A 22,773-nucleotide genomic window follows, 5' to 3' on the forward strand; every position below is an offset into this window, starting at 1 on the left:
TTGGGCCCCCCCCCCCGCCGCGCGGGGGGGCGGGGGGGGGGGGGGCCGCCCGCCCCCCCCCCCCGCCGCCGCCCGCGCCCCCGCCCCCCCCCCCCCCCCCCCCCCCCCCCCGCCGCGTGTGCCATCTCCTGCTCCCCTCCGGCGGGTTCAGGCCAGTGGCCGGGGAGCGGTACGCGCATCAGGCCAGGTTCGCGAGGTGAGGGCGACCACACGTGCGTCGGCGACACGGCAAGATCTTCACGGTTTTGGCATATTCCGGAAGGAATATTCACCAACGGCGGTCCAGTGACAGGAGTTCAGCAAGATCTCCCTTGTTGAACACTGCACTTCGAATCGGGACATGTCCGTATAGCGGCCAACCCGGCAGCCCACGCTTCTGGCCGCACGGCCGCGACCGGTAGGGATGGATGTGCACCGGTTCGCCGGGCGTCCCGGCCGCGACCAGGCCGGCCGAACGCCCCGACGACCGCGTGCTGCCAACTCACCGCGAATCCAGGGGGATTCCCATGTCCACACCCGCCATACCCTCCCGGCCCAGCCGCCGCCAGGCCATCGGCGTGACCGCCGGCACCCTCGCCGGCCTCGCGCTGGCGGGCACCGCCCATGCCGCCGCGCCGCCGCACGGCCATCGGCCCGCCACCGGCGCGCACGAGATGCCCGACTCCTTCGACGAGGTGTTCCAGGGGCGCCGCATCCAGGGCGCGCCTTCCCCCGGCCACGCGCACCACGGCGGTGGCTACACCGTGCGCGTGGACGGCCAGGAGCTGCATGTGATGCGGAACGCCGACGGCACCTGGATCAGCGTCGTGAACCACTACGAGCCGTTCGCCACGCCCCGCGCGGTCGCCCGGGCCGCCGTCGCCGAGCTCCAGGGCGCGAGCCTCGTCCCCCTCGTCTGACACGGGCCCCGGCCCCCGCCCCACCGTCGCGTGACCGCACAACCAGGAGCACAGCCATGGCCGTTCGCAAGAACCAGGCACATCTCACCGCCGCCGAGAAGCGCCGTCTGATCGACGCGCTGCTTCAGCTCAAGCGCGACGGAAGGTACGACGCCTTCGTCAGCACGCACAACGCCTTCATCATGAGCGACACCGACAGCGGTGACCGGGTGGGCCACCGCTCGCCCTCCTTCCTGCCCTGGCACCGCAGGTTCCTCATCGAGTTCGAGCAGGCCCTGCAGACGGTCGACGCCTCGGTGACCGTGCCGTACTGGGACTGGACGGCCGACCGCACCCCGGCGGCCTCCCTGTGGGCGGCCGACTTCCTCGGCGGCACCGGCCGCAGCCGGGACGGCCAGGTCATGGACGGACCGTTCGCGCAGAGCGCGGGGCGCTGGTCCCTCAACGTCCGGGTGGACGGCCGCACTTATCTGCGCCGCGCGCTCGGCGCCTCGGTCGCGCAGCTGCCGACCCGGGCCGAGGTCGACGGCGTCCTCGCCATGACCACGTACGACATGGCGCCGTGGAACAGCGCGTCCGACGGGTTCCGCAACCACCTCGAAGGGTGGCGCGGGGTGAATCTGCACAACCGGGTCCATGTGTGGGTCGGCGGGCAGATGGCGACGGGCGCCTCGCCCAACGACCCGGTGTTCTGGCTGCACCACGCGTTCGTGGACAAGCTGTGGTCGCAGTGGCAGGCGCTGCACCCCGGCTCGCCCTATCTGCCGGCCGCGGGTACCCGTGACGTCGTGGACCTGCACGACACCATGCGCCCGTGGAACGACGTGACCCCGGCCGATCTGCTCGACCACCGCGGCTACTACACCTATGACACGGCGGCCTGAACGCCCTTGCGCCGGCCGGGAGTTCAGACGGGCCGGCGGCCCCACGCGGAGATCATGGGCGAGGTTGCCAGGTCGAGGCGGCCCGCGGCGACGCTCGCCAGATGACGCTCGATGTCCGCGTCGTCGGCCAGGCCCCGCTCGACGAGCTGGTCCCTGACCTGGCGGACCGTGGCGGCCTCGAGGACCGCGCCGGCTGGCGCGGTGACGGGGAAGTAGGCGTCGGCCTCGACCTGCTCAAGGCCCGACTCCCGCAGCAGGCGCGGGAGTTTGCGCCCGTAGGAGAGGTCGGCGCCGCGCTCGGCGAGCAGCGTGCGAAAGCCCCGGCGCAGCCGGTTGGCGCGTTCCTGCTCGGGTCCGTACTCGTCCGGGCAGAGCAGCGGCTGGAGGGCGGGGTCCGCGTCCTCGACCAGCAGGACCCCGCCGGGGCGCAGCGCGCCGGTCATGGCGCCGAGGGCCCGGGCCCGGTCGGCGACGTGGACCAGGACGAGGCGGGCGTGCACGAAGTCGAAGGTCTCGCCGGGTGCCTCGTCACGGCCCACGTCGTGCTGCCGCACCTCGACATTCGGCGGCAGCGCGGCGCCGGTCAGCCATCCGGTGTCGAGGTCCGTCGCGAGCACCCGCCCGGCGGGCCCGACCCGTTCGGCCAGGCCCATCGGGACCGAGGGGCCGCCCGCGCCGACCTCCCAGACGCGGTGCCCCGGGGCCAGGCCCAGGGCGTCGAAGTGGCGGAACGTCGAGCCGTCGAAGAGTTCGGCCAGCGCGCCGAAGCGCTCCCCCGCCTCGGCGCGCCGGTTGTCCAGGAGGTATCCGTCGTCCTTGGTCATGGGGTCATGATGGCAGCGGTGATCACGACGGCGGCGCTCAGCGCGCGAGCCGGCCGAGCAGCGAGGACGCCGCGAGGATCCCGAGCGCCGCCGCGAGCAGCAGCACCGCGTAGTCGAGGGCGAGATGACAGGGGGTTCCGAGTAGCAGCCCCCGCAGGGCGTCGACCTGGTAGCTGAGCGGGTTGGCCCGGCTGACGGCCTGGAGCCAGCCCGGCATGATCGACACCGGGTACAGGGCGTTCGACCCGAAGAACAGCGGCATGGTGATGGCCTGCCCGATGCCCATCAGACGGTCGCGGGTCAGCACGATCCCGGCGATCGTCATCGACAGGCACGAGAAGAAGGCGGAACCGAGGACGACGGCGAGGGCGACGCCGAGCAGCCGCAGCGGGTTCCACGTCAGGGCCACACCGAGCACGGCCGCGATGACGATCACCACGACCGCCTGGATGAGCGCCTTCACCCCGGCCGCGAACGCCTTGCCGGTGATCAGCGCCGAGCGGGGCGTGGGGGTGACCAGGAGCTTGGTGAGGATGCCCGAGTCCCGCTCCCAGATGATCATGATCCCGTAGAAGATGGCGATGAACATGGCGGACTGGGCGATGATGCCCGGCGCCAGATAGTCGATGTAGGGGATGCCTCCGGTGGGGATCGCCTTGATGCGGGTGAAGGTCTCGCCGAAGATCAGCAGCCACAGGGCGGGCTGGACCGCCCGGGTGTAGAGCTCGGCCCGGTCGTGCCGGAGCTTTTGCAGCTCCACGGCGCACAGCGCGCCGACCCGGGCGGGCAGGACGCGCCAGCCGGTGCGCGCCCGCGGCGGGACGAGCAGCAGATCGTGGCCGCCGGGACCGGTGCGGGCGTCAGCCGAGGCGGGTTGCGGTGCGGCGGGCGCTGCGGACATCGCGGAAGTCGCCTCCTTCGCTGTCGAGTCCACGCCCGGCGACATCGCGGAAGACGTCCTCCAGGGTGGGCGCCGGATCGCCGGGGGTACCGCGGCGGGCGCGCAGTTCGGCCTTGAGTCCTTCGGGGGTGCCGAGGGCGCGCACCTTGCCGTGGTGCATCAGCGCGAGGCGGTCGCAGTACTGGTCGGCCTCGTCCATGTGGTGGGTGGTCACGAGCACCGTCATGCCGGTGGCGCGGCGCACCGCGTTGATGTGCTCCCACACGCTGGCGCGGGCGATCGGGTCGAGGCCGATCGTCGGTTCGTCGAGCATCAGCAGCCGGGGCGCGCTGACCAGGGCCTGGGCCAGTTCGAGACGGCGGATCATGCCGCCCGAGTACGTCCTGGCCATGCGGTCGGCCGCATCGGTGAGGCCGACGGCGTTCAGGGCCTGCTCGACGCGGCGCGCCCGCTCCCGGCGGGGGACGTCGAAGACCCGGGCGAACAGCGCCACGTTCTCCCGTCCGGTCAGACCCGCGTCGGCCGACAGCTGCTGCGGTACGTAACCGAGCAGGCGGCGCACCGCCATCCGGTCCTTGGCCGCGTCGTGCCCGAACACCCGCACCCGGCCCGGCGGTACGGGCAGCAGGGTGGTGATGCAGCGTATGGCGGTGGTCTTGCCCGCGCCGTTCGGGCCGAGCAGGCCGAAGACCTCGCCGGCCGTGACGGACAGATCGAGCCCGTCGACCGCCCGGGTGTCTTTGAAGGCGTACGCGAGCCGGTCGCAGCGCACCGCCTCGCGCTCCCCCGCGTCGTCCTCCCCCACCTCGTCCTCCCCCGGGTCGCCCCTCCCCGCCTCGCCGCGTTCCGGTCCCGCCCGGTCGTCGTCGCTCATGGCCCCTCCGCTTCCTCGTGCAGGTGGTCGGCGAGCCGGCGCAGCGCGGGCAGGGCGGCGGCGAGGGCGGCCCGGTCGGCCGCGTCCAGGCGCGCCACCTGCTCGCGCACCAGCGCCGCGCGACGGCGCTGCCAGTCGCCGAGCCGGTCCTCGGCCGCGCGGGTCGCGTGCAGACGCGCCGAGCGGCGGTCGCCGGGATCGGTCTCGCGGCGCAGGAAGCCGTCCCGCACCAGCTGGTTGACCAGGGTGGAGACCGAGTTGGCCGCCAGATGGAGCTCCTTGGCCGCGGCCGACACCCCGATGCCGGGCCGGGCCACGACCAGGCGGAGCAACTCGACCTGCGCCCCGCGCAGCCGGGGCACGCTCAGGCCTTCGCTCAGCCGCCTCCTGATGAGCCGCTGCACGCCCGCGAGCACATCGGCGAACGAATCGTCGAGCGGCGGTGCCTCCTCGGCCGTCATGCCGCCATTTTATCTCTGTGTCAGAGGTATCGGCCAGAGGGCGTCCAGCCGGGGAAGCGCCGGGGTGTGGCGAGCGGCACATGTGGACCCGCTGTGCGAACGGTCCGGCACGACATGACATCTTTCCCCGGGGCACCGTGCGCCCCGCGCGCCACCATCCGTATCGGGCAGGGAAACAGGAGCTGAACACACGTGCCGGCCATCAGTCAGAGAATGCATCTGATCCTGCTCTCGGCGTGGACCGCGCTGTGGTTCGCCGTGGTGGAGCCCAACGGCGGCTTCTCCTGGCACTATCTGCGGGCCGGCGGCGAGCTCATCTACCAGGGGCCCTCCGGTGACGGCACGGGCGGGCTCAATCTGTACGCCCACCATCCCGAGCTCCAGATGGGCCCGGTCAGCTTCCTGACGGCGGGCCTGTTCAACGCGTTCCCCGAGCGGACCGGGCAGTTCCTCGCCGCCCTGCTGATGTCGGTGCTCGGCCTGGTCATCGTGGTCATCGCCGGGCGCAGCGCGGCCTGGTACTTCCTGGGGACCGGCACCAATCACCAGCGGCTGCGGCAGCGGGTGCTCATCGCGGGGCTCGCCTTCATTCCGATGTGGATCGAGGTGTCGGTGCGCTTCGGTCACCTCGACGACGTGCTCGCGCTGTTCTTCACCGCGCTGGCGGTCCGTTCGGTGACGCGGGGCAGTGCGACGGGCACGGGGGTGTGGCTGGCCCTCGCGATGGACTCGAAGCCGACCGCGGTGACGTTCGCGGCGCTGCTCTTCGCGCTGCCGCGCCACCAGTGGATGCGGGCGGGACTGTGGTGCGCCGCGGTGCTGGCGGTTGCCTGGGCGCCGTTCTTCCTCAGCAATCCGCACTCGATGTCGGCCGCCGGTTTCGCGATACCCAACCAGCCCGCCTCCGCGCTGCGCTGGCTCGGCGTGGCCGACCCCGAGACGCCCGGCTGGGACCGGCCGGCGCAGGCGGCGCTCGGTCTGCTGCTCGGCGCGATCGCGGTGTGGCGGGGACGCTGGGCGGCCGTGGTGCTGCTCGGCGCCAACGCGCGGATCGTGCTCGACCCGAGCGTGTACACCTACTACACCGCGTCCGTCCTGCTCGGCACCCTGCTGTGGGACGTCATCGGACAGCGCAGGCTGGTCCCGTGGTGGAGCTGGCTCGCGCTCCTCACGCTGTACGGCAGTGTGTTCGTGGTGCCGGACGACGCGGCGCGCGGCCTCATCCGGCTGGCGTTCGTCATCGTGTCGACGGCGTACGTACTGCTGTGGCCGCAGCGCGACAGGGCCCGCGACCGGCGGCGCAGACGAACCGCCGCCACGCCCGCCTGATCGGCGCCGGCCCCGGGCGGCGGTAGGGGCCGCGTGGGACGCTGGGGGTGACCGCACCGGCAGACCGCGGAAGAAGGTCCCCATGACTCGTCAGGCGCGTCCGGCCCGGGAGCTCGTCGCCGCCCTCACCGCGGCGCTCGCCCCCGCGGCGGACGACCATCCCCTCCTGCCGCTCATCGAAGCCGGTGCGGCCCCGCTGCCCGTCCTCGCCGGTATCGCCCTGGAGCAGCGCCACATCATCGCCTCCGACCGGCGCGCCTTCGCGCTGCTCGCCGAACGCTCCGGCCGCGGTACGGCGTGCGCGGCGTTCTTCGGCACGCTCGCCGAGGGCGAGACGACGGCGCTGGAGCGGCTCGGCGCGTACGAGGAGGCCTGCGGGCTCACCCCGGTGGCGATCGGCGAGTACCTGCCGCGGGCCGGCTGCCAGGCCTATCCGGCGTACGTGGCCTGGCTGGCCCTGAACGGCGAGCCGGCGGGCGTGGCCCTGGCCCTCACCGCCAACTTCGCCGCCTGGGGCGGCTGTTGCGGCCGGATCGCCAGGGCGCTGCGCACCCGGTACGGCTTCACCGACGAGGCGTGCGGCTTCTTCGACTTCTTCGCGGCCCCCGCCCCCGACCTTGAGCGGCTGGCGGTGGCGGCCGTCGCCACCGGCTCGGACGACGCACACGGCGAGGGCGTCGCGAGCGGGGCGCACTACGGACGGCTGCTCCAGAGCTATGAGTCGATGTTCTGGACGGCGCTCGCCCCGTGAGCCCGCTCAGGGAGCCGTGGCGAGCACGGCCTTCCTGGTGACGATCTCCTGGACGCCCGCCCTGATCCTGGTGAGCAGGTCCTGGTTCTTCCTGATCGACTCGGTCTGCAGGGCGCGGTCGGCGTCGAACCACGTCCTGGCGACCGGGATCCGGCTGCGGCACTCGACGTCCGCGACGGCTGTCGCGATCTCGACGTCCCTGATGCCGTGGCGGTCGTGGAAGCGCGGGTCGTCGTCGACGTCCGCCGGCCGGTCGTAGGGGTGGCCCTTGGCCTTCATACAGGCGGACCACTGGGCGAACACCCGGGCGACGCGGGGCGCCTTGGCCGCCTCGGCCAGGGAGTCGCGCGCGATCTGCTGGACCACCTCGGCCTGCGTCGGCATCGGGACGGTGACCCGCGCCGATGCTTCGCACGCGGTCACCGCCTCCTGCCGCGGGCCCGCTGCGCGCACCGCGTCCCGCGACATCGCGCGGTCGTGCGCCTCCTGGAGGGCGGGGTCGGGGTGGTAGCCGCTCCTGGCCGCCCGGGCGGCGTCGTGGATGCCGTAGCGGTGGTCGGTCTCGGTCCTGCCGTCGAGGTCCGGGACGTCGCCGGGCGGAGTCCAGTCGGGGAATCCCGCCTTGGCGACGCACGCCCGGATCAGCGCGTCCCGGTCGGCGGTGAGCCGATGGATCTGCGGTCTGCTGAACATGTAGGCCTCGATGGGTAACGTCCAGGTGGCGGGGTCCTGAAGATCCTCGACCGGCGTGCTCTGCCCGGGAGTTGGGGCGGCCCGGTGCGAACCGGACGCATGCGCGGTCGGTGAACCACCTTCCCCGGCAGCCGAGTTGGCCGACACCGCGGTGACGGTGACCGCTGCGGCGATGCCGACGACCGCCACCGGCGCGGCCACCATGATGCTCCTGCGTCGTGAGTCCATCGCTCCTTACCTCCTTGTGACCGGCCGTGGTCGGCCTGCCGCATCGTCGCACCCGTGCCACCCCGGAGGGTGGCATTCGTGCCACCCCGATCGGGGTGCTGGCGGGATCGATGGGAGGGGCCGGGACGCGGGACGATCCCGGTGACCGAAGACCGCAAGGGGAGCGATCCCGACGGGGAGCGACAATCATGCAGTTGTTCAGGAAGCCGGCCCGCTGGGCCGCGGCCCTCGCGTGCGGGGTGCTCGCCGCGGCGGCCCTGCCGGGCGCGGTGGCCGGCGCCGCCGACGGCGCCCCGCGGGTGCCCGACCGCTACCGCCTCCAGCACCTCGACTGGCAGCCGTGCACGTCCGGCGCGCTGGAGTGCGCGACGATGGCGGTGCCCCGGGACTGGTACCACCCGGGCGCCGGGCCCAGTCTCAGCATCAAGGTGTCGCGGCACCGGGCGACCGACCCCGCCGCTCGGCGGGGCGTGCTCATGATGGCGGCGGGCGGCCCGGGCTCGTCCGGGCTCAAGCGACCGGCCGACCTCGCGCGCCGCAGCCCGGCGCTCGGGGCGGCGTACGACGTGGTGAGCTTCGACCAGCGCGGGGTCGGGGCGAGCACCAACGTGGTCTGCTCGGACCAGGCCACCGTCGACGCCTTCTTCACCAGCGGCGACCTGCGCGACCGCTCCGCGCCGGCGATCGACGCCACCTTCGACCGCGCCCGCGCGTTCGTGGCGGACTGCGAGCGCCGGTCGGGCGGGCTGCTCCCGTACATCACCAGCGACCAGGCGGTGCACGACATGGACCTGTACCGCGCGCTGCTCGGCGCGGACACGGTGGCGTACTACGGGCCGTCCTACGCCACCGTGCTCGGGGCGTACTACGCGACGGAGTTCCCGCGCCGGGTCGAGCGGGTCGTCCTGGACAGCACCGTGGACTTCACCCGCGGCTGGGAGTCCTACATGGTGGGGCAGCCCAGGAGCTTCCAGCGCCGCTTCGAGCAGGACTTCCTGCCGTGGCTCGCCAGGAACGACGCCACGTACCACCAGGGCCGTACACCCGCCGAGGCCAAGGCCTCCTACGAGCGGCTGCGGGCCGCGCTGCGCGACCGTCCGCTCGACCTGGAGGGCACCCTCGTCACACCCAACCACCTGGACGCCGCCGCGACGGGCTCGGTGTACAACGCGGCCCAGGGCTTCGGGCGCTTCGCCTCGCTGATGGGCCTCCTGGAGAACCCCACCGGCGCCTCCGCGCAGGAGAGGAAGGACGCCGTCGAGGTGTTGCAGCCCATCATGAGCGCCGGGTACTTCGCCGACTTCTTCGCGGTCACCTGTGGCGACACCCCCTGGAAGCGGGACAGCCGCTACTGGGTGGACCGGAGCGCGTGGGCGACGCGGACCAACCCCCTCGCCGGAGCACGGGAGTTGACGTTCGCCGCGATCTGTGCGAGCTGGCCGCGCACCGGCGCACCGCGGGTGAAAGTGACCGGAAAGGGCCTGCCGCCGGTCCTCATGCTCAACTCCAGGCTGGATCCCGCCACTTACTACGAGGGCGCGCTCAACGTCCACCGACAGCTCGCCGGTTCGCGCCTGATCACCGTGGCCGACGGCGACCACGGCCAGTTCCAGAGCGGCAACGCGTGCACGGACGCGTACGTCGAGAACTACCTCCTGACGGGCGCGCTGCCCGCCGGGGACACCGACTGCCCGGGCGTGCCGCTGCCCGGTCCGGCCGTGCGCGGCTGAAGCCCGACGGAAAAGTTCCGCCCGCGCGGACCGGCAGGGGTGCACAGACGTTTACCCTGGGGGTGAACGCCTGTGCACCCCCGCCCGCGTCCCTGCCGTACGGAGAGTCATGCCCCCAGCGATACCCGTCCCCGCCGACCCGCCGCGCCCCCGCTTCTTCGTTGGGGTCCTGGCGTTCTGCGGGGTCGTCGTGGCCGTCATGCAGACGCTGGTGGTGCCGCTGCTCCCCCATGTGCCCGCCCTGACCGGCAGCACCCCGGCCGCGGCGAGCTGGCTGGTCACGGTCACCCTCCTGACCGGCGCCGTCTTCACCCCGGTGCTCGGGCGGGCCGGCGACATGTACGGCAAGCGCCGGCTGCTGCTCGTCTCGCTCGGGGTCCTGACGGCCGGCTCGGTGATGTGCGCGGTCAGCTCCCACATCGGGATCCTGATCGCGGGCCGCGCACTGCAAGGGGCGGCGCTCGCGGTGATCCCGCTGGGCATCAGCATCATGCGCGACGAGCTGCCGCCGGCGAAGGTGCTCTCGTCGGTGGCCCTGATGAGTTCGACGCTCGGCATCGGCGCGGCCGTGGGGCTTCCGGTCGCGGCACTCGTGGTCGAGCACTTCGACTGGCACACCATGTTCTGGGCCTCCGCCGCGCTCGGCGTCCTCGACATCGTTCTGGTGCTGTGGTGCGTGCCCGAGTCGCCGCTGCGCTCGCGCGGCCGGTTCGACGCCGTGGGCGCGCTCGGCCTGTCGGCGGGGCTCGTCGCCGTGCTGCTCGCCATCACCCAGGGCGCCGACTGGGGCTGGACCTCGCCCCGCACCCTCGCCCTGCTCGGCGCGGCCGTGGTGCTCTGGCCGCTGTGGGGCGCGTACGAACTGCGCACCCGGGCGCCCCTGGTGGACCTGCGCGTCTCGGCCCGGCCCGCGGTGCTCCTGACCAATGTGGCGGCCCTCCTCATCGGTTTCGCCTTCTACGCCAACTCCCTGGTCACCGCGCAGATGGTGCAGGAGCCGAAGGCCACCGGGTACGGGCTCGGCGCCTCCATCGTGGTCAGCGGGCTCTGTCTGCTGCCGGGCGGTCTCGCGATGGTGGCGCTGTCCCCCGTCTCGGCGAAGATCTCGGCGGCGTACGGGCCCAAGACGGCGCTGGCCTGCGCCGCGGTGATCATGGCCGTGGGCTACGGGGTGCGGTTCTTCACCAGCCACAGCCTACCCCTGATCATCGCGGGTGCCACGGTGGTGGCCTGCGGCACGGCCATCGCCTACTCAGCGCTGCCCGCCCTGGTGATGCGTGCGGTCCCGGTGAGCGAGACCGGCGCGGCCAACGGGATCAACACCCTGATGCGCTCGGTCGGCCAGGCCTGTTGCAGCGCGGTGGTCGCCGCGGTCCTGGCGAACGTCACCTTCCAGGCCGGCGGCCACACGGCCCCGACGCTGCACGCCTACCTCCTGGTGTTCCTGATCGCGGGCGGCGCCGCGCTCGCCGCGCTGGCCGCCACGCTGTGCCTGCCCGGCCGCACCGCCCGCACCACCGGTGCCACCGGTACCGTCGAGGCAGACCGCGCGGGAGGCGCGGCGGGACGGACGACGGCCGAGGAGAGCGCATGACGGGGCAGCGGGCCGCCGAGACGGAGACGGGCAGGGACGCGATCCTGCGGGCGGCGCGGCGGGCGTTCACGCTGCGGCCGTACGCGGAGGTCACGATGCGCTCGATCGCCGCCGACGCCGGGGTCAGCGCCTCGCTCATCGTGAAGCGGTTCGGCAGCAAGGAGCGGCTGTTCCACACGGTCGCCGACTTCGGGCCCGCCGCCGACGCCCTCTTCGCGGGCCCGCGCACGGAGCTGGGCCGCCACATGGTCCTGACGATCGTGCGCATGCGCCGCGAGGACCAGGGCGATCCGCTGCTGCGGGCGGTGTTCTCGCTGGGCAACGTGGACGAACGGACCCTGCTGCGGGAGCGGTTCCGCGAGCAGGTCACGTCCCGGCTGGCCGGTCAACTGCGCGGCGGGGACAGCGAGTTGAGGGCCGAACTGATCGCCGGTCTGCTGCTGGGCCTCGGCGCGACCCTCAGTCTGCACCGGCCGGGCGCCGGGGAACGCGCCACGCCCGAACAGCTGGCGGACCTCTACGCGCCGGCCGTGCAGCGTCTGGTCACCGGCACCGGAGACTGACCGGAACCGGATGGCCTGCTAGTCGTGGACGGTGATGGCCTGCACCGGGCAGACCCGTTCGGCTTCGCGGACCAGGGGGTCGCCGGCGCCGTCCTCACGGCCGGGCAGCAGTTCGCTGAAGCCGTCGTCGTCCTGGGTGAAGACGCCGGGGGCGGTCAGCGCGCACTGGCCCGCGCCGATGCAGACGTCCTTGGCGATTTCGATCCGCATGTGCGGCTCCTTGTCTCCGGTTCCCGTCCGCTACCAGGCGACGGGAAGTTCGACCATGCCCTGGATGGTGTCCCCGGGCTTGAACGGGATCTCCTCGGCCGGTACCGCGAGGCGCAGACCGGGCAGCCGGTCGAAGAGGGAGCGCAGCGCGATCTCCATCTCCGCCCGGGCCAGGTTCTGCCCGAGGCACTGGTGGATGCCGAAGCCGAAGGCGACGTGGTGCCGGTTGGCGCGGTGCCAGTCGATCCGGTCGGGTTCGTCGTAGCTGGCGTGGTCGCGGTTGATGACCGAGGTCGAGAAGACGACGCCCTCGTCCGCGCGGATCGTCTGCCCGCCGATCTCGATGTCCTCGCGGGCCACCCGCAGCATCCCGTCGGCGATCGACAGGAAGCGGAGCAGCTCCTCGACCGCGGCCGGCATCAGCGCCGCGTCGGACCTCAGCTCGGCCAGCTGCTCGGGATGCTGGAGGAGGGTGAAGGTGCCGAGCGAGATCATGTTGGCGGTGGTCTCGTGGCCGGCGACCAGCAGGATGGTCGCGAAGTCCACCAGTTCCCGCCGGTCCAGGGCCCCTTCGTCCAGGCGGTCCCGGATGAGCTCGTCGAGGAGCCCGTCGCCGGGTTCCTCGCGCTTGTGGTCGATGAGCCGCTCGAAGTAGCCCTCCAGGGCGTCCCGGGCCGCCTCGATGTCGGAGGAGTCGGGCCCGCGCAGCAGCTTGCGGGACTGGCCCTCGAAGAACTCGTGGTCCTCGTACGGAACACCGAGCAGGGCGCAGATCACCATGGACGGCACGGGCAGCGCGAACGCCTCGACCAGGTCGACCGGTGGGCCCTGGGCGATCATCCGGTCAAGGAGGCCGTCCACCGTCTCCTGGATCCGCGGCCGCAGCGACGCGGTGCGCTTGAGGGTGAAGCTGGGGATCAGCATCCGGCGCTGGGTGGCGTGGACGGGATCGTCCACGCCGAGCAGCGCCGTCCGCCGCCTGGCGATCCCGGCGAACCGGGCCGTCGGGGAGGGGAAGGCCTCGTTCTCGCGGTCGGAGGAGAGCCGGGGGTCGGCCAGCAGGGCCCGCGCCTCGGCGAGTCCGGTGACCATCCACACGGTCCGGCCGTCGTAGAAGCGGGCCCGGGCCAGCGGGCGCTCGTCGCGCACCGGCTGATAGGCGGTGGGCGGGTGGTAGGGGCAGCTGCGGTCCTGCGGGAACTCGACCCCGTGGGTGTCGGCGCCGCTGGTGTCGGCGGGGGCGGCGGAGGTGGTGCGGTCGGTGGCGGTGTGGTCCGTGCTGACGCTGGTGTTGCTGCCTGTCATGTCGACCTCGCAAGCGAAGGGATCCGTCTTGCCGATCTCCACTACATGCCTCAGGCACCTATGACGTCTACACGTTCTTCGGCCGATTCCCCACCTTGGCCGAACCCCCCGCGGGGCCCGGTGCGCGGGGCGCCGGAGAGCGGGGCTAGCGTGTGGGCGGCCCGTCGTACGTCACGGGCCGGTGAGGAGATCGACCCGGATGTCCGTTATGGCGCTGAGCGGTGCGGCGGGGACCCTGCCCGAACTCACGACGGGACGGCTGCTGTCGGTGTGGCGGCCGGACGCCGCGGCACTGCTGCTGCTCGCGGTCCTGGGCGGCCTGTACGCCTGGGGCGTGCTGCGACTGCGCCGCCGTGGCGAGCGCTGGCCGCTGCCCCGGGTGGCCGCCTTCGCCCTGCTGGGCCTCGGCGGCCTCGCCGTCGCCACCATGTCGGCGCTGGCCGTGTACGACACCGAACTGTTCTGGCCGGCCGCCGTCCAGAACGTCCTGCTCGACCTGATCGCGCCGCTGGGCCTCGCGCTCGGCGATCCGCTGCGGCTCGCGGTGCTCGCGCTGCCCGAGCGGGGCGCGGGGCGGCTGCGGGCCGCGATGACCGGACGGCTCGTACGGTTCCTGACCTTCCCGCTGGTCAGCACCGGCCTGGTGCTCGGCTCCGAGCTCTGCGTCTACTTCACGCCGTACTTCGAGACGGCGCTGCGGCACGGCCCGCTGCACGAGCTGATGTATCTCCAACTCCTGCTCGCCGGGAGCCTGTTCGTGCTGCCGGTGCTCACCCGCGAGGAGGCGCTGCCCGCCTGGTGCAGCCATCCGGTGCGGGCGGCCCTCGTCTTCGTGGACGGCCTGATCGACGCGGTGCCCGGCATCGTGGTGATGACCCACAGCACACTGATCGCCGGCGCCTGGTACCTGCACCACGCCCCTGCCTGGGCGCCCGACGTCCACCGCGACCAGCAGCTGGGCGGCGGCGCGATGGTCACCATCGCGGAGCTGGTGTCGCTGCCCTTCCTGCTCGCGATCCTGGTGCAGTGGTCCCGGGCCGACCGGGCCCAGCGCGTCCTGCTCGACCGGCGCCTGGACGCGGAACTGGCTCCGGCCGCCCCGGTGGAGGGGCGGCCGGAGGACGCGGAGCTCGTACGGCCCTGGTGGGAGACCGACGGCGGGGCGGTCGGGCAGCGGATGCGCGGGCGCGGGCCCGGCGGCTGACCGGTCAGTGCCGGTCGCGGCGCCTGCGCAGCCGGCTCACGATGAACCAGATGACGACCACCACGAGCACGATGAAGACGATCACGAGGACCAGCAGGACGGCGCCGAGCTTCTTGAAGAAGCCGCCCTTCTTCTTGGTCTTCTTCGACTTCTTGGACTTCTTCGCCTCGATCACGCCGGACTTGGCCGCGACCGTGTGCCGGCCGCCCTGCGCCGCCTGAGCCGCGGTGCTCGCGTCACCCGCGGGCGCCGCCTGCGGAGCGGTGACCGCGACGGCGGCCGGGCGCGGCGCGGCCTGCGCCGACACCGGTCCCGCCACGAGCGCGGTGCCGAGCACCAGCGCGAGCAGCACCGCCACCCGGCGCAGCGGCCCCGGGCCCTTCGTCGCGACGGGTGCGGACTGTGCTTCGTTCATGGTGTGTCATCCCCCAAGGACGCTCCGTGCGGCGGACCTGCCGCACGCTGTCTGTTATCTGTAACCCGGCGGGCCGGATGTACGCATCAGCGATGCGCCGCGACGCCCGCCGTCGTCTCCACTTCGAGGAATGAGGCGCTGTGCCGCTCCGCCTCGAAGGCCGCGTGCCCGCCCCGCAGGCCGAACAGGCGCTTGGTGATGAGGATGTAGAGGACCGCGAGGATGTTGAGGCTCAGCGTGGCGATCTTCAACCAGCTGATCTTCTCGGTGAGTTCGTAGATCTCCAGCGGCAGGAACATCGCCGTGGCGACGACGGTGAGGTACTCGGCCCAGCGCCTGGCCCGCCACAGCCCGACGGCCTCGACGATCTCGATCAGCGCGTAGACCAGGAGCGCCACCGCGACGATCACCAGCGTGGAGTGCTTGTAGTCGAAGGTCTTCTGGATGGTGCCGACGACCGGCGAGTGGTCCAGGTCGTAGTGGAAGTGGCGGAAGACCGGGCGGAAGACGTCGAGGTACTCGTCGAAGAACCGGCGCACCGCGTCCTGGCTGTTGCTGAACTTCCACACGGCGATCGCCACCAGCACGATGAAGACGCCGCGCACGGCGCGCTCGACGGCCAGGAAGCGCAGGATGAACAGGTCCCGGAGCAGCTTGCCGCGCGGCACCAGGGGCGCCTGTTCGGCGGGGCCCGAACCGTGCGGCCCGCCCAGCGCGAAGTCACCGCAGCGCAGACAGCGCCAGGCCTCACCGAGGGCGGTGGCGGCGCGCAGCCGCTCGCGGAGCATGTCCTCCTGCGGCGCGTACGTGACATGGCCGCGGCGCGCGCAGGTGCGCCGGTCCCAGTCGATCTTCATGCTCTTCCTCCCGTGGGGCCCGTGACCCGGGCCGATGTGCTCACAGGGACCGTAGTGGACTCTTGTCGTGAACGTGCCACGGGGTCGGGTCGCAACCGGTCCGTCCGTACACAGAGGGCGAGAATGCCCTGATGAGTTCCGCGATCACGACACCTCTTGCCGACGGCGCCGGGGAACGGTTCCTCCTGGCGCTCTCGGCCGCGTCCGGAGCCACCGACGCCTTCGCCTTCCTGTGCCTGGGAAAGGTGTTCGCGGGAGTGATGACCGGCAATCTCGTCCTGGTCGGCGCGTCGGTCGGCGCCGGGGACCGCGAGGCGGTACCCCGCGCCGCCCTCGCCCTGATCGGATACGCGCTGGGCGCGGCCGGCGCGGCCCTGGCCGCCGCGCGCCGCGCGTCGCCCCGGCTGCTGCTCACGGCGCAGACCGCGCTGCTCGCGCTCGTCTCGCTCGGCTGGGGCCTGGCCCACGGGCCCGCGTTCGGCCGGGAGTTGGCGCTGCTGTTCGGGGCGGCCCTCGCGATGGGCGTGCAGGCGCGGGCATGGGGCACGCCGACCACGTACTTCACCGGCACCTTCACCGGGCTCGCCGGGCGGTTCGCGCGGCGGGAGGCGGAGCACGCCGACCGCTGGGCGGCGGGCCGGCTCGCGGCCGTGGTGGCGGGCGCCGCGGTCACGTCCCTCATTGTCTGGTGGCGGCCCGCACTGGGCGGGGCCGCCGGTCCCGCGCTCTGCCTCGCGGCGTTCGCGCTGCCGTCCCGCGCGTAGACCGGACCGCATATGCCGGACGACGGCACCGCCGGACGCGGGGCCCAACGGCTCGCCGTTGGCATATGTCACGAGCACCACCGTATCGAGTGTTGCCAAATCCCTTACGGGGCATCGCTCGCTGTGCAACCCTCGTTACCGGTCCACTCCCCTCGACCTGGCTCCACCGCGGCCGCATCGGAGAACGTCATGCCGTCCCATCTGTTCGCGGACCGTCCCGCTCCCCAACCACCCGAGCGGGGCACGGTCGACGCACTGATCACGCAGACCCGCCGGCTGCGCGGGGGCGTGGACGCGGTGCGCCGCGACGCGCTCGTGGACGAGGACGACGCCCGGCTCCGCTGGCAGCGCGCGCTGTGTGATCTGGCGGTCCATCAACTCGACGACCTGGGCGCGCACTTGGACCAGCTGCGCACGGGACCGGCCGGTCAGGACACACCACCGCTCACCGCCGAGGACGCCTGCGGCACGGATGGTGGCGACGCCACCTTGCTCAGCCGGGTGGGCAGCGCCGAGTGGAATCTGCTCACCGACGCGGTGAGCTGGTCCGAGGAGCTCTACCAGATCTTCGGGCGGCCCTCGGCCGCCGGCGGCATGTCGCTCGACGAACTGCCCACCGTGGTGGTCGACGACGACCAGGCCCTGCTCACCTCGATGGTGACCGGCGCCCTCGTGGACGGCCGCCCGATCGACGGCGAGTTCCGGATCGTCCGGCCCGACGGCCGCGTCCGTACGCTCCACATGATGGGCGAGCCGGTGCTCGACGCCGAGGGCTGCACCGCTTCGATGTGGGCCGTGCTGCGCGATGTGAGCGAGTTGCGGCGCAGTCAGCGCGCCGTGCGCGAGAGCCACGACAGCCTGCGCCGCCAGCGCCACATCGCGCGGACCGAACACCGCCTCGCGGTCGAACTGCAGGAGGCGGTGCTGCCACCGTGGCGCGGCTCACTGCGGCTCCCGCACGGCGGGCCCGGCGCGCTCGACATCGCCGCGCACTATCTGCCGTCCTCCTCCCGCGCCCTCATCGGGGGCGACTGGTACGACGCGCTCGCCCTGCCCGACGGAGCCTCGTTACTGACCGTCGGAGACCTGACGGGCCACGGCGTGACCGCGACCGGCGCCATGGCGATGCTGCTCGGCGCCCTGCGCGGAATGGCCGTCGCGGGCATTGGCCCCGGCCCCCTGATGGGGCACCTCAACCAGCTTCTCGAGCAGACCGTGCAGCCCGCCCTGGGCAGCGCGGTCTGCTGTCGTTACGAGCCCGCGCTGCGCAGGCTCACCTGGTCGCGGGCCGGCCACCCCGCCCCGCTGCTGTTCCGCGACGGGACGGGCCGCGCGCTCACCGCACCGGACGGGGTGCTGCTCGGCGCCACCCGCGGCACCGGTTACGAGCAGGCGGTGCTGACCCTGCACGCGGACGACCTGCTCGTCCTGCACACCGACGGGCTGACCCGCCAGGGCGCCCACGACGACGGGCGCCGCCGGCTGCTCGGGCTCGCCCCGCTCTTCGACGGCGGCCGCACAGCCCAGGACTGCGTACGGATGATCGTCGAGGAGTTCGGCGAGCACGAGCGCGAGGACGACGCCTGCGTCCTGGTGGCCCGCATCGGCGCCTGAGGACGCACCGGCCCCCGAGCGACCGGCCGCAGGGTCGCACGGGCCGCGCCGAAAGGGCCCCAACAGGCCCGTCGGATCAGGGGGTTGTACGCGCCGGGCGTACGGCCCCCTTCTAGATGTCCGCGACCCGGCTGCGCTTCACGGGGGCCTGCGGCAGCGCCTGCTGGATCTCCTCCCGCAGATCCTGGATCGTGCCGTGGCCCGCGTACTGCCCGGTGAGCCGGTACATCTCCCGCAGCCGGTCCCAGGTGCGGTGCGAGGAGGTCTCCCCCATCGACACCAGCGCCAACCGGGCGTAGCGGTCCGCCTGTTCGGGGTCGTCGGCGATGAAGCAGGCCGAGGCGAGCGAGATGTAGTCGAAGATCTTCGAGCGCTGCCGGCCGCCGACCCGCAGCTCCAGTGCCTTCTTGGCGTGGTGCTGCGCGATGGTGGCCGCGGCCGGGTCGTGCTCGGCCAGCGTGCGGAAGGCGAGCGCTTCCATGCCGTGCAGGTCCGCCTCGTCGAACATCTGCATCCAACTGGGCGGCGGCACATCGCCCTTGTCGGAGACGAAGAGCTCCTCCGCCTCGCCCAGCGTGCGGCGCATCGCCTGGCCGCGCCCCAGGGACGCCTGCGCCCACGCCTCGATGGTGTGCAGCATGGCGCGGGTGCGCGGCAGGGTCTCCTCGCCCGAACCGGACTTCGCGAGCTTCATCAGATCGAGGGCCTCGCCGGGGCGGCCGAGGTGGACCATCTGGCGGGCGGCCCGCGAGAGGGCTTCGCCGGCACGCGGGCGGTCGCCGCCCTCGCGGGCCGCGTGGGCGGCGATGACGAAGTACTTCTGCGCGGTGGGTTCGAGGCCGATGTCGTGCGACATCCAGCCCGCGAGGACGGCGAGGTTGGCGGCGACGCCCCACAGGCGGCGCTGGAGGTGGTCGGGGTGGTGGTAGGCGAGCATGCCGCCCACCTCGTTGAGCTGGCCCACCACCGCCTTGCGCTGGAGCCCGCCGCCCCGGGAGGCGTCCCAGGCGCGGAACACTTCGACGGAGCGCTCCAGCGCGTCGATCTCCTGCGACCCGATGGGGGCGGCCTCGTAGCGGTCGTACCCGGCGGGGTCGGCGTACAGGGGGTCGTTGAGGCGGGGGGCGTCGGCCGAGAGTACGGGGTCGGTGTGCAGCCAGTCGTGCATGGCGCTGCTGAGTACTGAACCGGTGGCGAGCGCGGCGCCCGCTCCCACCAGACCGCGTCGGTTGAGCATGAGGTCCATTCCCGTGAATTCGGTGAGGACCGCTGCCGTCCGTTCGGGCGCCCACGGAAGGCCGTCCGGATTCTTCGTGTTCCCGGCGTCGTTCCGCTTTCCTGCGCGCCCGTGCCGGTCGAACCCGAGGTCCTCGATGGTCACGACACGACCGAGCCGCTCGGTGAACAGCGCCGCCAGCACCCTGGGAACGGGGTCGCGCGGGGTCTCCCCCATGTCGATCCAGCGCCGCACCCGCGAGGTGTCCGTGGCCAGTTGGGGGTGGCCCATGGCCGCCGCCTGCCGGTTCACCAGTCTCGCGAGTTCGCCCTTGGACCATCCGGCGAGGCCGAACAGGTCGTTCAGGCGGGTGTTGGGTTGTCCGCTCACGTCAAGCCCCCAGGTTCTCGGCTGAGTTGACAGTAATCCCCTGTCAGATGCGGCGCGACTATTCGCCAGGGTTCGCCAGGGCACGCCAGATGGTGTGCCACCCGCGGCCGGGTGTCAGGTATGAGAGCGCCACCCCGACCCGGGGGCCGGACCTCATTCCCCAGGGTGCGGCTCGGCCACCGGGACGGGTAGCGCACGCAACTTGTCGGCACACGAAGGGATCTGTCACCCCATGTACACAGCATCGTCCTCCGTGTCCACGCCGCCCCGGTCGCACCGTCCCCTGGGTGCGGGTGGCGGACCCTACCTCGACCCCACCCATGCCGGTTCGGCGTACGGCGCCGGGCGCATGCCGCGCCGGCCGGGGGCGGCCACGCAGCCGCTCAGCGGAAGAATCGACCTCTCCGGCCCGCAGGGCGCCCAGCTGCGCATCGCGATCGCCTCGGTGCAGCGGATCTGTCCGGAGTTCCACCCGGTCCAGGTGCTGCGGCACAGCGGACGGTCGGTCCTGATCATCGGTACGACAGGACGCACGACCGCCGTCGCCAAGTGTTTACTGGATCAGTCGCCCGCCTGGGCCGAGCAGTTCCGCCACGAAATAGCTGCCTACCGCGCCTTCGTCCGGCACCGTCCTCCGGTACGGGTGCCGAGGCTGATCGCCGCCGATCCCGACAACTGCACGCTGGTGATCGAGCGGATGCCGGGCCGGGCGGCAGCCCTGCAGCGGCACCCGGTCGAGGCCCCGCCGCGCGCCGATGTCAGGGCCGCCCTCGGCGCGATCGCGCGCGTCAACGCCTGGCGGCCCCCGGCCGAGATGTTCGGCAGGCCCCTGGACTACGCACCGCGCATCACCCGCTTCCACGAGCTCGGCCTGTTCACCGACCGGGACCTGAGCGACCTCCAGAAGCTGGTGCACGGTCTGGCGCTGTCCGGTCGCATCGACTGGCAGTTCTCGCACGGTGACGCGCTCCTGTCCAATGTGCTGCTGTCCCCCGCGGGGCCGGTGCTGGTCGACTGGGAGCACGCCGGCTGGTACCTGCCCGGCTACGACCTGGCGACGCTGTGGACGGTCCTGGGCGACGCCCCGATGGAACGGCGCCGGATCAGTCAGGCCGTCCAGGCGGCGGGCCCCGCCTCTCGGGACGCGTTCCTGGTGAACCTGATGCTCGTCCTGACCCGGGAGATCCGTACGTACGAGACGGCGGTGCAGCGCACCATGCGGGAGGCCGCGCCGGCCGGTCCCCCGACGCCGCCCGCACCGGGCGCGCTGTCGGCCGGGGAGCAGCAGCGGCTGCTGCTGCGCAGGCTGCACGACGACTGCGCGCTGGCGCGGCGGGCCGTGCGGGCGGCGGTCGGCACGCGCTGACGGCCGGGGGAAAGGCGCGCCGCGCGTCCAGTGCCGACACACTGGGCGCGCGGCGCGCTGTGGCGCGTCCGCCTAGCGGACGCGCACCACCTCCACGTCGGAAGCCTTCACGAAGGCGATCCGGTGCCCGATCTGCACCGTCAGGAAGCGGGTGCTGCCGGGGAAGTACGTGTGGTCGTAGGGGTAGGACGAGTCGATGGTGGGCGCGTAGTAGTAGCCCGTCGGGGTCGGGTCGCCGCCGGGGTAGGACTGTCCGGCCTTGATGGTGTAGCCGAGCGGGACGCTCACGCGCGGGGCCGTGAAGTCCGAGGGGTAGTCGGTGGCCGACGGATAGGCCGTGCCGTAGACCGGGACGTCGGTCAGGCCCGGCTTGGGGCGTACGACGTAGCCGGCGGTCGCGACGGCGGTGCGGGTGTGGGCGGGGGTCTGGAACCAGGCCACTTGGCCGTACCACCAGATGCCCGTCCAGCCGGGCCTGCGCTCGGCGACCACGGCCTGCTGATCGGCGCTGATCTTGCTGCCCCAGTCCCCCGCGCAGTTGGTGCCGGCCTGGCCCGGGGGGTGGAGGCCGGGGTCGGCGAACAGCGGTGCGGCGGTGGAGGGTTGGGTGTACAGCGGGACGGCGCTGGAGGGCTGGGCGGGCAGGTCGGTGTTCTTCTCGCAGTCCCGGAAGGCCTGGAGGTTCCGCCGGAACTCCGGTGCCACGGTGACCAGTTGACTCCCCGGACGGCCGGTGGGTTCGGCCGGGCGGCCGAGCAGGCTCATGAAGTGGTCCCAGTCCCAGTACGGGCCCGGGTCCCAGTGCATGGCCGGGGTGCCGCCGGCCGTCGTGGGCGGCACGTTGTCGTGGCCGAGGATGTGCCGGCGGTCGAGCGGGATGTCGTACTTGGCGGCGAGGTAGCGGACCAGGGCCGCGGTGGAGCGGTACATGGCGGGCGTGAACCAGGTGGCGCCGGCGGTGGCGTACCCTTCCTGCTCGATGCCGATGGAGTCGGAGTTGAGGTACCAGTTCCCGGCCTGCCAGGCGACGTCCTTGGTCTTCACCATCTGGGTGACGTGCCCGTCGGCGGAGCGCACGACGTAGTGCGCGGAGGCGGCCCGGGCCGGGTCCTGGAAGATCTTCAGGGTGGTCGCGTACGTCTCCTCGGTGTCGTGCAGGACGATGTACTTCACCCGGTTGGTGTCCGGCCGGTCGGAAAGGTCGTAGTTGCCGTACGACTCCTTGTCGGCCGGGTCGCCGGTCTGCTGGTAGGCGGCCGGCACCCAGTCGCATGCCAGGACGCGGGGGCACTCGGCGGCGGGGGCCTTCGCGCTCGCGGGAGAGGCGGGAGCCAGGGCGAGGCCCAGGGCGCCGGCCGTCGCCGTCGCGAGCGCGAGTCTCATCCTCTGCTTGGACGTCATGGACAACCCTTCTTGCCAGGAGGCGCGGGGATCCTCTCGCCCTACGGTGCGTAGGTGCGCGGAGACACCCTGTGACCCTGGATGACGGCTCGTCAAGTACCTTTCGGTCATGCCGACTTGTATCAGTGGACGAGACCTCTGACGGGGGCGCCGACCTGCGGGTGGCGCGCACGGGTCAACCGGCCGACGCACGGCCGTCGTTGGCGCGCCGGGACGTGAAGCGGCCCCGGCCCCCCCGGGGGGGGGGGGGCGGGCGGGGGGGGCTTGGCCGGGGTGTGGGTGAGGGGGGCGGGGATAGCG

At 72.8% G+C, this 22,773-nt stretch carries 22 protein-coding genes; 11 read left to right on the top strand and 11 right to left on the bottom strand.

Features of this window, described 5'->3' with window-relative positions; genetic code table 11:
• Positions 1 to 506: 506 nt before the first annotated feature.
• Complete coding sequence (locus ACGF3I_RS02925) at positions 507 to 899, top strand: tyrosinase cofactor (RefSeq protein ID WP_393128721.1); 393 nt, start codon at positions 507 to 509, stop codon at positions 897 to 899.
• Positions 900 to 955: 56 nt separating this feature from the next.
• Positions 956 to 1,783, top strand: a complete 828-nt coding sequence (locus ACGF3I_RS02930; RefSeq protein ID WP_393128722.1) for a tyrosinase family protein — start codon at positions 956 to 958, stop codon at positions 1,781 to 1,783.
• Between the two features lie 23 nt (positions 1,784 to 1,806).
• Here ACGF3I_RS02930 and ACGF3I_RS02935 read toward each other — a convergent pair whose 3' ends face one another.
• The 4 genes from ACGF3I_RS02935 to ACGF3I_RS02950 are packed head-to-tail and all read right to left on the bottom strand — an operon-like array spanning position 1,807 to position 4,843.
• Entirely contained in the window at positions 1,807 to 2,607 is an 801-nt protein-coding gene (locus ACGF3I_RS02935) for a methyltransferase domain-containing protein (protein ID WP_393128723.1), read from the bottom strand.
• 37 nt (positions 2,608 to 2,644) lie between these two features.
• Entirely contained in the window at positions 2,645 to 3,508 is an 864-nt protein-coding gene (locus ACGF3I_RS02940) for an ABC transporter permease (RefSeq protein WP_393128724.1), read from the bottom strand.
• Positions 3,468 to 4,382: an ABC transporter ATP-binding protein gene (locus ACGF3I_RS02945; RefSeq protein WP_393128725.1), complete on the bottom strand. Its 915-nt coding sequence runs from the start codon at positions 4,380 to 4,382 to the stop codon at positions 3,468 to 3,470. Before ACGF3I_RS02945 ends, ACGF3I_RS02940 begins: the two co-directional genes overlap by 41 nt.
• Positions 4,379 to 4,843 carry a MarR family winged helix-turn-helix transcriptional regulator gene (locus ACGF3I_RS02950; RefSeq protein WP_393128726.1) on the bottom strand — a complete coding sequence of 155 codons (465 nt, stop codon included), beginning with the start codon at positions 4,841 to 4,843 and terminating at the stop codon, positions 4,379 to 4,381. Before ACGF3I_RS02950 ends, ACGF3I_RS02945 begins: the two co-directional genes overlap by 4 nt.
• Before the next feature lie 213 nt (positions 4,844 to 5,056).
• On the opposite strand from ACGF3I_RS02950, the gene ACGF3I_RS02955 reads away from it, so the two are divergent.
• Positions 5,057 to 6,172 (top strand): hypothetical protein, encoded by a 1,116-nt coding sequence (locus ACGF3I_RS02955; RefSeq protein ID WP_393128727.1) that lies wholly within the window; start codon positions 5,057 to 5,059, stop codon positions 6,170 to 6,172.
• 82 nt (positions 6,173 to 6,254) lie between these two features.
• Positions 6,255 to 6,923: a transcriptional regulator gene (locus ACGF3I_RS02960; RefSeq protein WP_393128728.1), complete on the top strand. Its 669-nt coding sequence runs from the start codon at positions 6,255 to 6,257 to the stop codon at positions 6,921 to 6,923.
• Positions 6,924 to 6,929: 6 nt separating this feature from the next.
• Here ACGF3I_RS02960 and ACGF3I_RS02965 read toward each other — a convergent pair whose 3' ends face one another.
• The gene (locus ACGF3I_RS02965) at positions 6,930 to 7,844 is read right to left on the bottom strand and encodes a hypothetical protein (RefSeq protein ID WP_393128729.1); all 915 of its coding nucleotides are present in this window, start codon (positions 7,842 to 7,844) and stop codon (positions 6,930 to 6,932) included.
• 188 nt (positions 7,845 to 8,032) lie between these two features.
• Between ACGF3I_RS02965 and ACGF3I_RS02970 the strand changes: the two genes are divergently transcribed.
• The 3 genes from ACGF3I_RS02970 to ACGF3I_RS02980 all read left to right on the top strand — a co-directional run bounded on the left by ACGF3I_RS02970 (position 8,033) and on the right by ACGF3I_RS02980 (position 11,731).
• Positions 8,033 to 9,574: an alpha/beta hydrolase gene (locus tag ACGF3I_RS02970; protein ID WP_393128730.1), complete on the top strand. Its 1,542-nt coding sequence runs from the start codon at positions 8,033 to 8,035 to the stop codon at positions 9,572 to 9,574.
• A gap of 109 nt (positions 9,575 to 9,683) precedes the next feature.
• On the top strand, positions 9,684 to 11,168 hold the full coding sequence (locus tag ACGF3I_RS02975) for an MFS transporter (protein ID WP_393128731.1): 1,485 nt from the start codon (positions 9,684 to 9,686) through the stop codon (positions 11,166 to 11,168).
• The gene (locus ACGF3I_RS02980) at positions 11,165 to 11,731 is read left to right on the top strand and encodes a TetR family transcriptional regulator (RefSeq protein WP_393128732.1); all 567 of its coding nucleotides are present in this window, start codon (positions 11,165 to 11,167) and stop codon (positions 11,729 to 11,731) included. The genes ACGF3I_RS02975 and ACGF3I_RS02980 overlap by 4 nt, the downstream gene beginning before the upstream one ends.
• An 18-nt stretch (positions 11,732 to 11,749) precedes the next feature.
• Here ACGF3I_RS02980 and ACGF3I_RS02985 read toward each other — a convergent pair whose 3' ends face one another.
• Together ACGF3I_RS02985 and ACGF3I_RS02990 are read right to left on the bottom strand one after the other, a co-directional pair.
• Positions 11,750 to 11,941, bottom strand: coding sequence for a ferredoxin (locus ACGF3I_RS02985; RefSeq protein WP_393128733.1), 192 nt, complete (start codon positions 11,939 to 11,941; stop codon positions 11,750 to 11,752).
• A gap of 30 nt (positions 11,942 to 11,971) precedes the next feature.
• Positions 11,972 to 13,246, bottom strand: coding sequence for a cytochrome P450 (locus ACGF3I_RS02990; protein ID WP_393128734.1), 1,275 nt, complete (start codon positions 13,244 to 13,246; stop codon positions 11,972 to 11,974).
• A gap of 199 nt (positions 13,247 to 13,445) precedes the next feature.
• On the opposite strand from ACGF3I_RS02990, the gene ACGF3I_RS02995 reads away from it, so the two are divergent.
• A complete protein-coding gene (locus ACGF3I_RS02995) occupies positions 13,446 to 14,450 on the top strand; it encodes a cytochrome c oxidase assembly protein (protein ID WP_393128735.1) in 1,005 nt (334 codons plus the stop codon).
• 4 nt (positions 14,451 to 14,454) lie between these two features.
• Here ACGF3I_RS02995 and ACGF3I_RS03000 read toward each other — a convergent pair whose 3' ends face one another.
• Both ACGF3I_RS03000 and ACGF3I_RS03005 read right to left on the bottom strand, forming a co-directional pair.
• A complete protein-coding gene (locus ACGF3I_RS03000; protein WP_393128736.1) occupies positions 14,455 to 14,865 on the bottom strand; it encodes a hypothetical protein in 411 nt (136 codons plus the stop codon).
• A gap of 86 nt (positions 14,866 to 14,951) precedes the next feature.
• Complete coding sequence (locus tag ACGF3I_RS03005) at positions 14,952 to 15,722, bottom strand: DUF2127 domain-containing protein (RefSeq protein ID WP_393128737.1); 771 nt, start codon at positions 15,720 to 15,722, stop codon at positions 14,952 to 14,954.
• Between the two features lie 131 nt (positions 15,723 to 15,853).
• Between ACGF3I_RS03005 and ACGF3I_RS03010 the strand changes: the two genes are divergently transcribed.
• Positions 15,854 to 16,486, top strand: a complete 633-nt coding sequence (locus ACGF3I_RS03010; protein WP_393128738.1) for a DUF1275 family protein — start codon at positions 15,854 to 15,856, stop codon at positions 16,484 to 16,486.
• Between the two features lie 189 nt (positions 16,487 to 16,675).
• On the top strand, positions 16,676 to 18,100 hold the full coding sequence (locus ACGF3I_RS03015) for a PP2C family protein-serine/threonine phosphatase (protein ID WP_393128739.1): 1,425 nt from the start codon (positions 16,676 to 16,678) through the stop codon (positions 18,098 to 18,100).
• 112 nt (positions 18,101 to 18,212) lie between these two features.
• Here the strand turns inward: ACGF3I_RS03015 and ACGF3I_RS03020 are convergent, their stop codons facing one another.
• On the bottom strand, positions 18,213 to 19,706 hold the full coding sequence (locus tag ACGF3I_RS03020) for a hypothetical protein (RefSeq protein ID WP_393128740.1): 1,494 nt from the start codon (positions 19,704 to 19,706) through the stop codon (positions 18,213 to 18,215).
• A 232-nt stretch (positions 19,707 to 19,938) separates the two neighbouring features.
• On the opposite strand from ACGF3I_RS03020, the gene ACGF3I_RS03025 reads away from it, so the two are divergent.
• The gene (locus tag ACGF3I_RS03025; protein ID WP_393128741.1) at positions 19,939 to 21,072 is read left to right on the top strand and encodes an aminoglycoside phosphotransferase family protein; all 1,134 of its coding nucleotides are present in this window, start codon (positions 19,939 to 19,941) and stop codon (positions 21,070 to 21,072) included.
• Between the two features lie 72 nt (positions 21,073 to 21,144).
• Here ACGF3I_RS03025 and ACGF3I_RS03030 read toward each other — a convergent pair whose 3' ends face one another.
• Positions 21,145 to 22,473, bottom strand: coding sequence for an N-acetylmuramoyl-L-alanine amidase (locus tag ACGF3I_RS03030; protein WP_393128742.1), 1,329 nt, complete (start codon positions 22,471 to 22,473; stop codon positions 21,145 to 21,147).
• Positions 22,474 to 22,773 lie beyond the last annotated feature (300 nt).

Source organism: Streptomyces sp. NPDC048111, from assembly GCF_043202815.1.
Classification (GTDB): Bacteria; Actinomycetota; Actinomycetes; order Streptomycetales; family Streptomycetaceae; genus Streptomyces.

Coding starts and splice junctions, on each gene's coding strand:
- ACGF3I_RS02925 (WP_393128721.1), top strand. CDS start 507: ATGTCCACACCCGCCATACCCTCCCGGCCCAGCCGCCGCCAGGCCATC.
- ACGF3I_RS02930 (WP_393128722.1), top strand. CDS start 956: ATGGCCGTTCGCAAGAACCAGGCACATCTCACCGCCGCCGAGAAGCGC.
- ACGF3I_RS02935 (WP_393128723.1), bottom strand. CDS start 2,607: ATGACCAAGGACGACGGATACCTCCTGGACAACCGGCGCGCCGAGGCG.
- ACGF3I_RS02940 (WP_393128724.1), bottom strand. CDS start 3,508: ATGTCCGCAGCGCCCGCCGCACCGCAACCCGCCTCGGCTGACGCCCGC.
- ACGF3I_RS02945 (WP_393128725.1), bottom strand. CDS start 4,382: ATGAGCGACGACGACCGGGCGGGACCGGAACGCGGCGAGGCGGGGAGG.
- ACGF3I_RS02950 (WP_393128726.1), bottom strand. CDS start 4,843: ATGACGGCCGAGGAGGCACCGCCGCTCGACGATTCGTTCGCCGATGTG.
- ACGF3I_RS02955 (WP_393128727.1), top strand. CDS start 5,057: ATGCATCTGATCCTGCTCTCGGCGTGGACCGCGCTGTGGTTCGCCGTG.
- ACGF3I_RS02960 (WP_393128728.1), top strand. CDS start 6,255: ATGACTCGTCAGGCGCGTCCGGCCCGGGAGCTCGTCGCCGCCCTCACC.
- ACGF3I_RS02965 (WP_393128729.1), bottom strand. CDS start 7,844: ATGGACTCACGACGCAGGAGCATCATGGTGGCCGCGCCGGTGGCGGTC.
- ACGF3I_RS02970 (WP_393128730.1), top strand. CDS start 8,033: ATGCAGTTGTTCAGGAAGCCGGCCCGCTGGGCCGCGGCCCTCGCGTGC.
- ACGF3I_RS02975 (WP_393128731.1), top strand. CDS start 9,684: ATGCCCCCAGCGATACCCGTCCCCGCCGACCCGCCGCGCCCCCGCTTC.
- ACGF3I_RS02980 (WP_393128732.1), top strand. CDS start 11,165: ATGACGGGGCAGCGGGCCGCCGAGACGGAGACGGGCAGGGACGCGATC.
- ACGF3I_RS02985 (WP_393128733.1), bottom strand. CDS start 11,941: ATGCGGATCGAAATCGCCAAGGACGTCTGCATCGGCGCGGGCCAGTGC.
- ACGF3I_RS02990 (WP_393128734.1), bottom strand. CDS start 13,246: ATGACAGGCAGCAACACCAGCGTCAGCACGGACCACACCGCCACCGAC.
- ACGF3I_RS02995 (WP_393128735.1), top strand. CDS start 13,446: ATGTCCGTTATGGCGCTGAGCGGTGCGGCGGGGACCCTGCCCGAACTC.
- ACGF3I_RS03000 (WP_393128736.1), bottom strand. CDS start 14,865: ATGAACGAAGCACAGTCCGCACCCGTCGCGACGAAGGGCCCGGGGCCG.
- ACGF3I_RS03005 (WP_393128737.1), bottom strand. CDS start 15,722: ATGAAGATCGACTGGGACCGGCGCACCTGCGCGCGCCGCGGCCATGTC.
- ACGF3I_RS03010 (WP_393128738.1), top strand. CDS start 15,854: ATGAGTTCCGCGATCACGACACCTCTTGCCGACGGCGCCGGGGAACGG.
- ACGF3I_RS03015 (WP_393128739.1), top strand. CDS start 16,676: ATGCCGTCCCATCTGTTCGCGGACCGTCCCGCTCCCCAACCACCCGAG.
- ACGF3I_RS03025 (WP_393128741.1), top strand. CDS start 19,939: ATGTACACAGCATCGTCCTCCGTGTCCACGCCGCCCCGGTCGCACCGT.
- ACGF3I_RS03030 (WP_393128742.1), bottom strand. CDS start 22,473: ATGACGTCCAAGCAGAGGATGAGACTCGCGCTCGCGACGGCGACGGCC.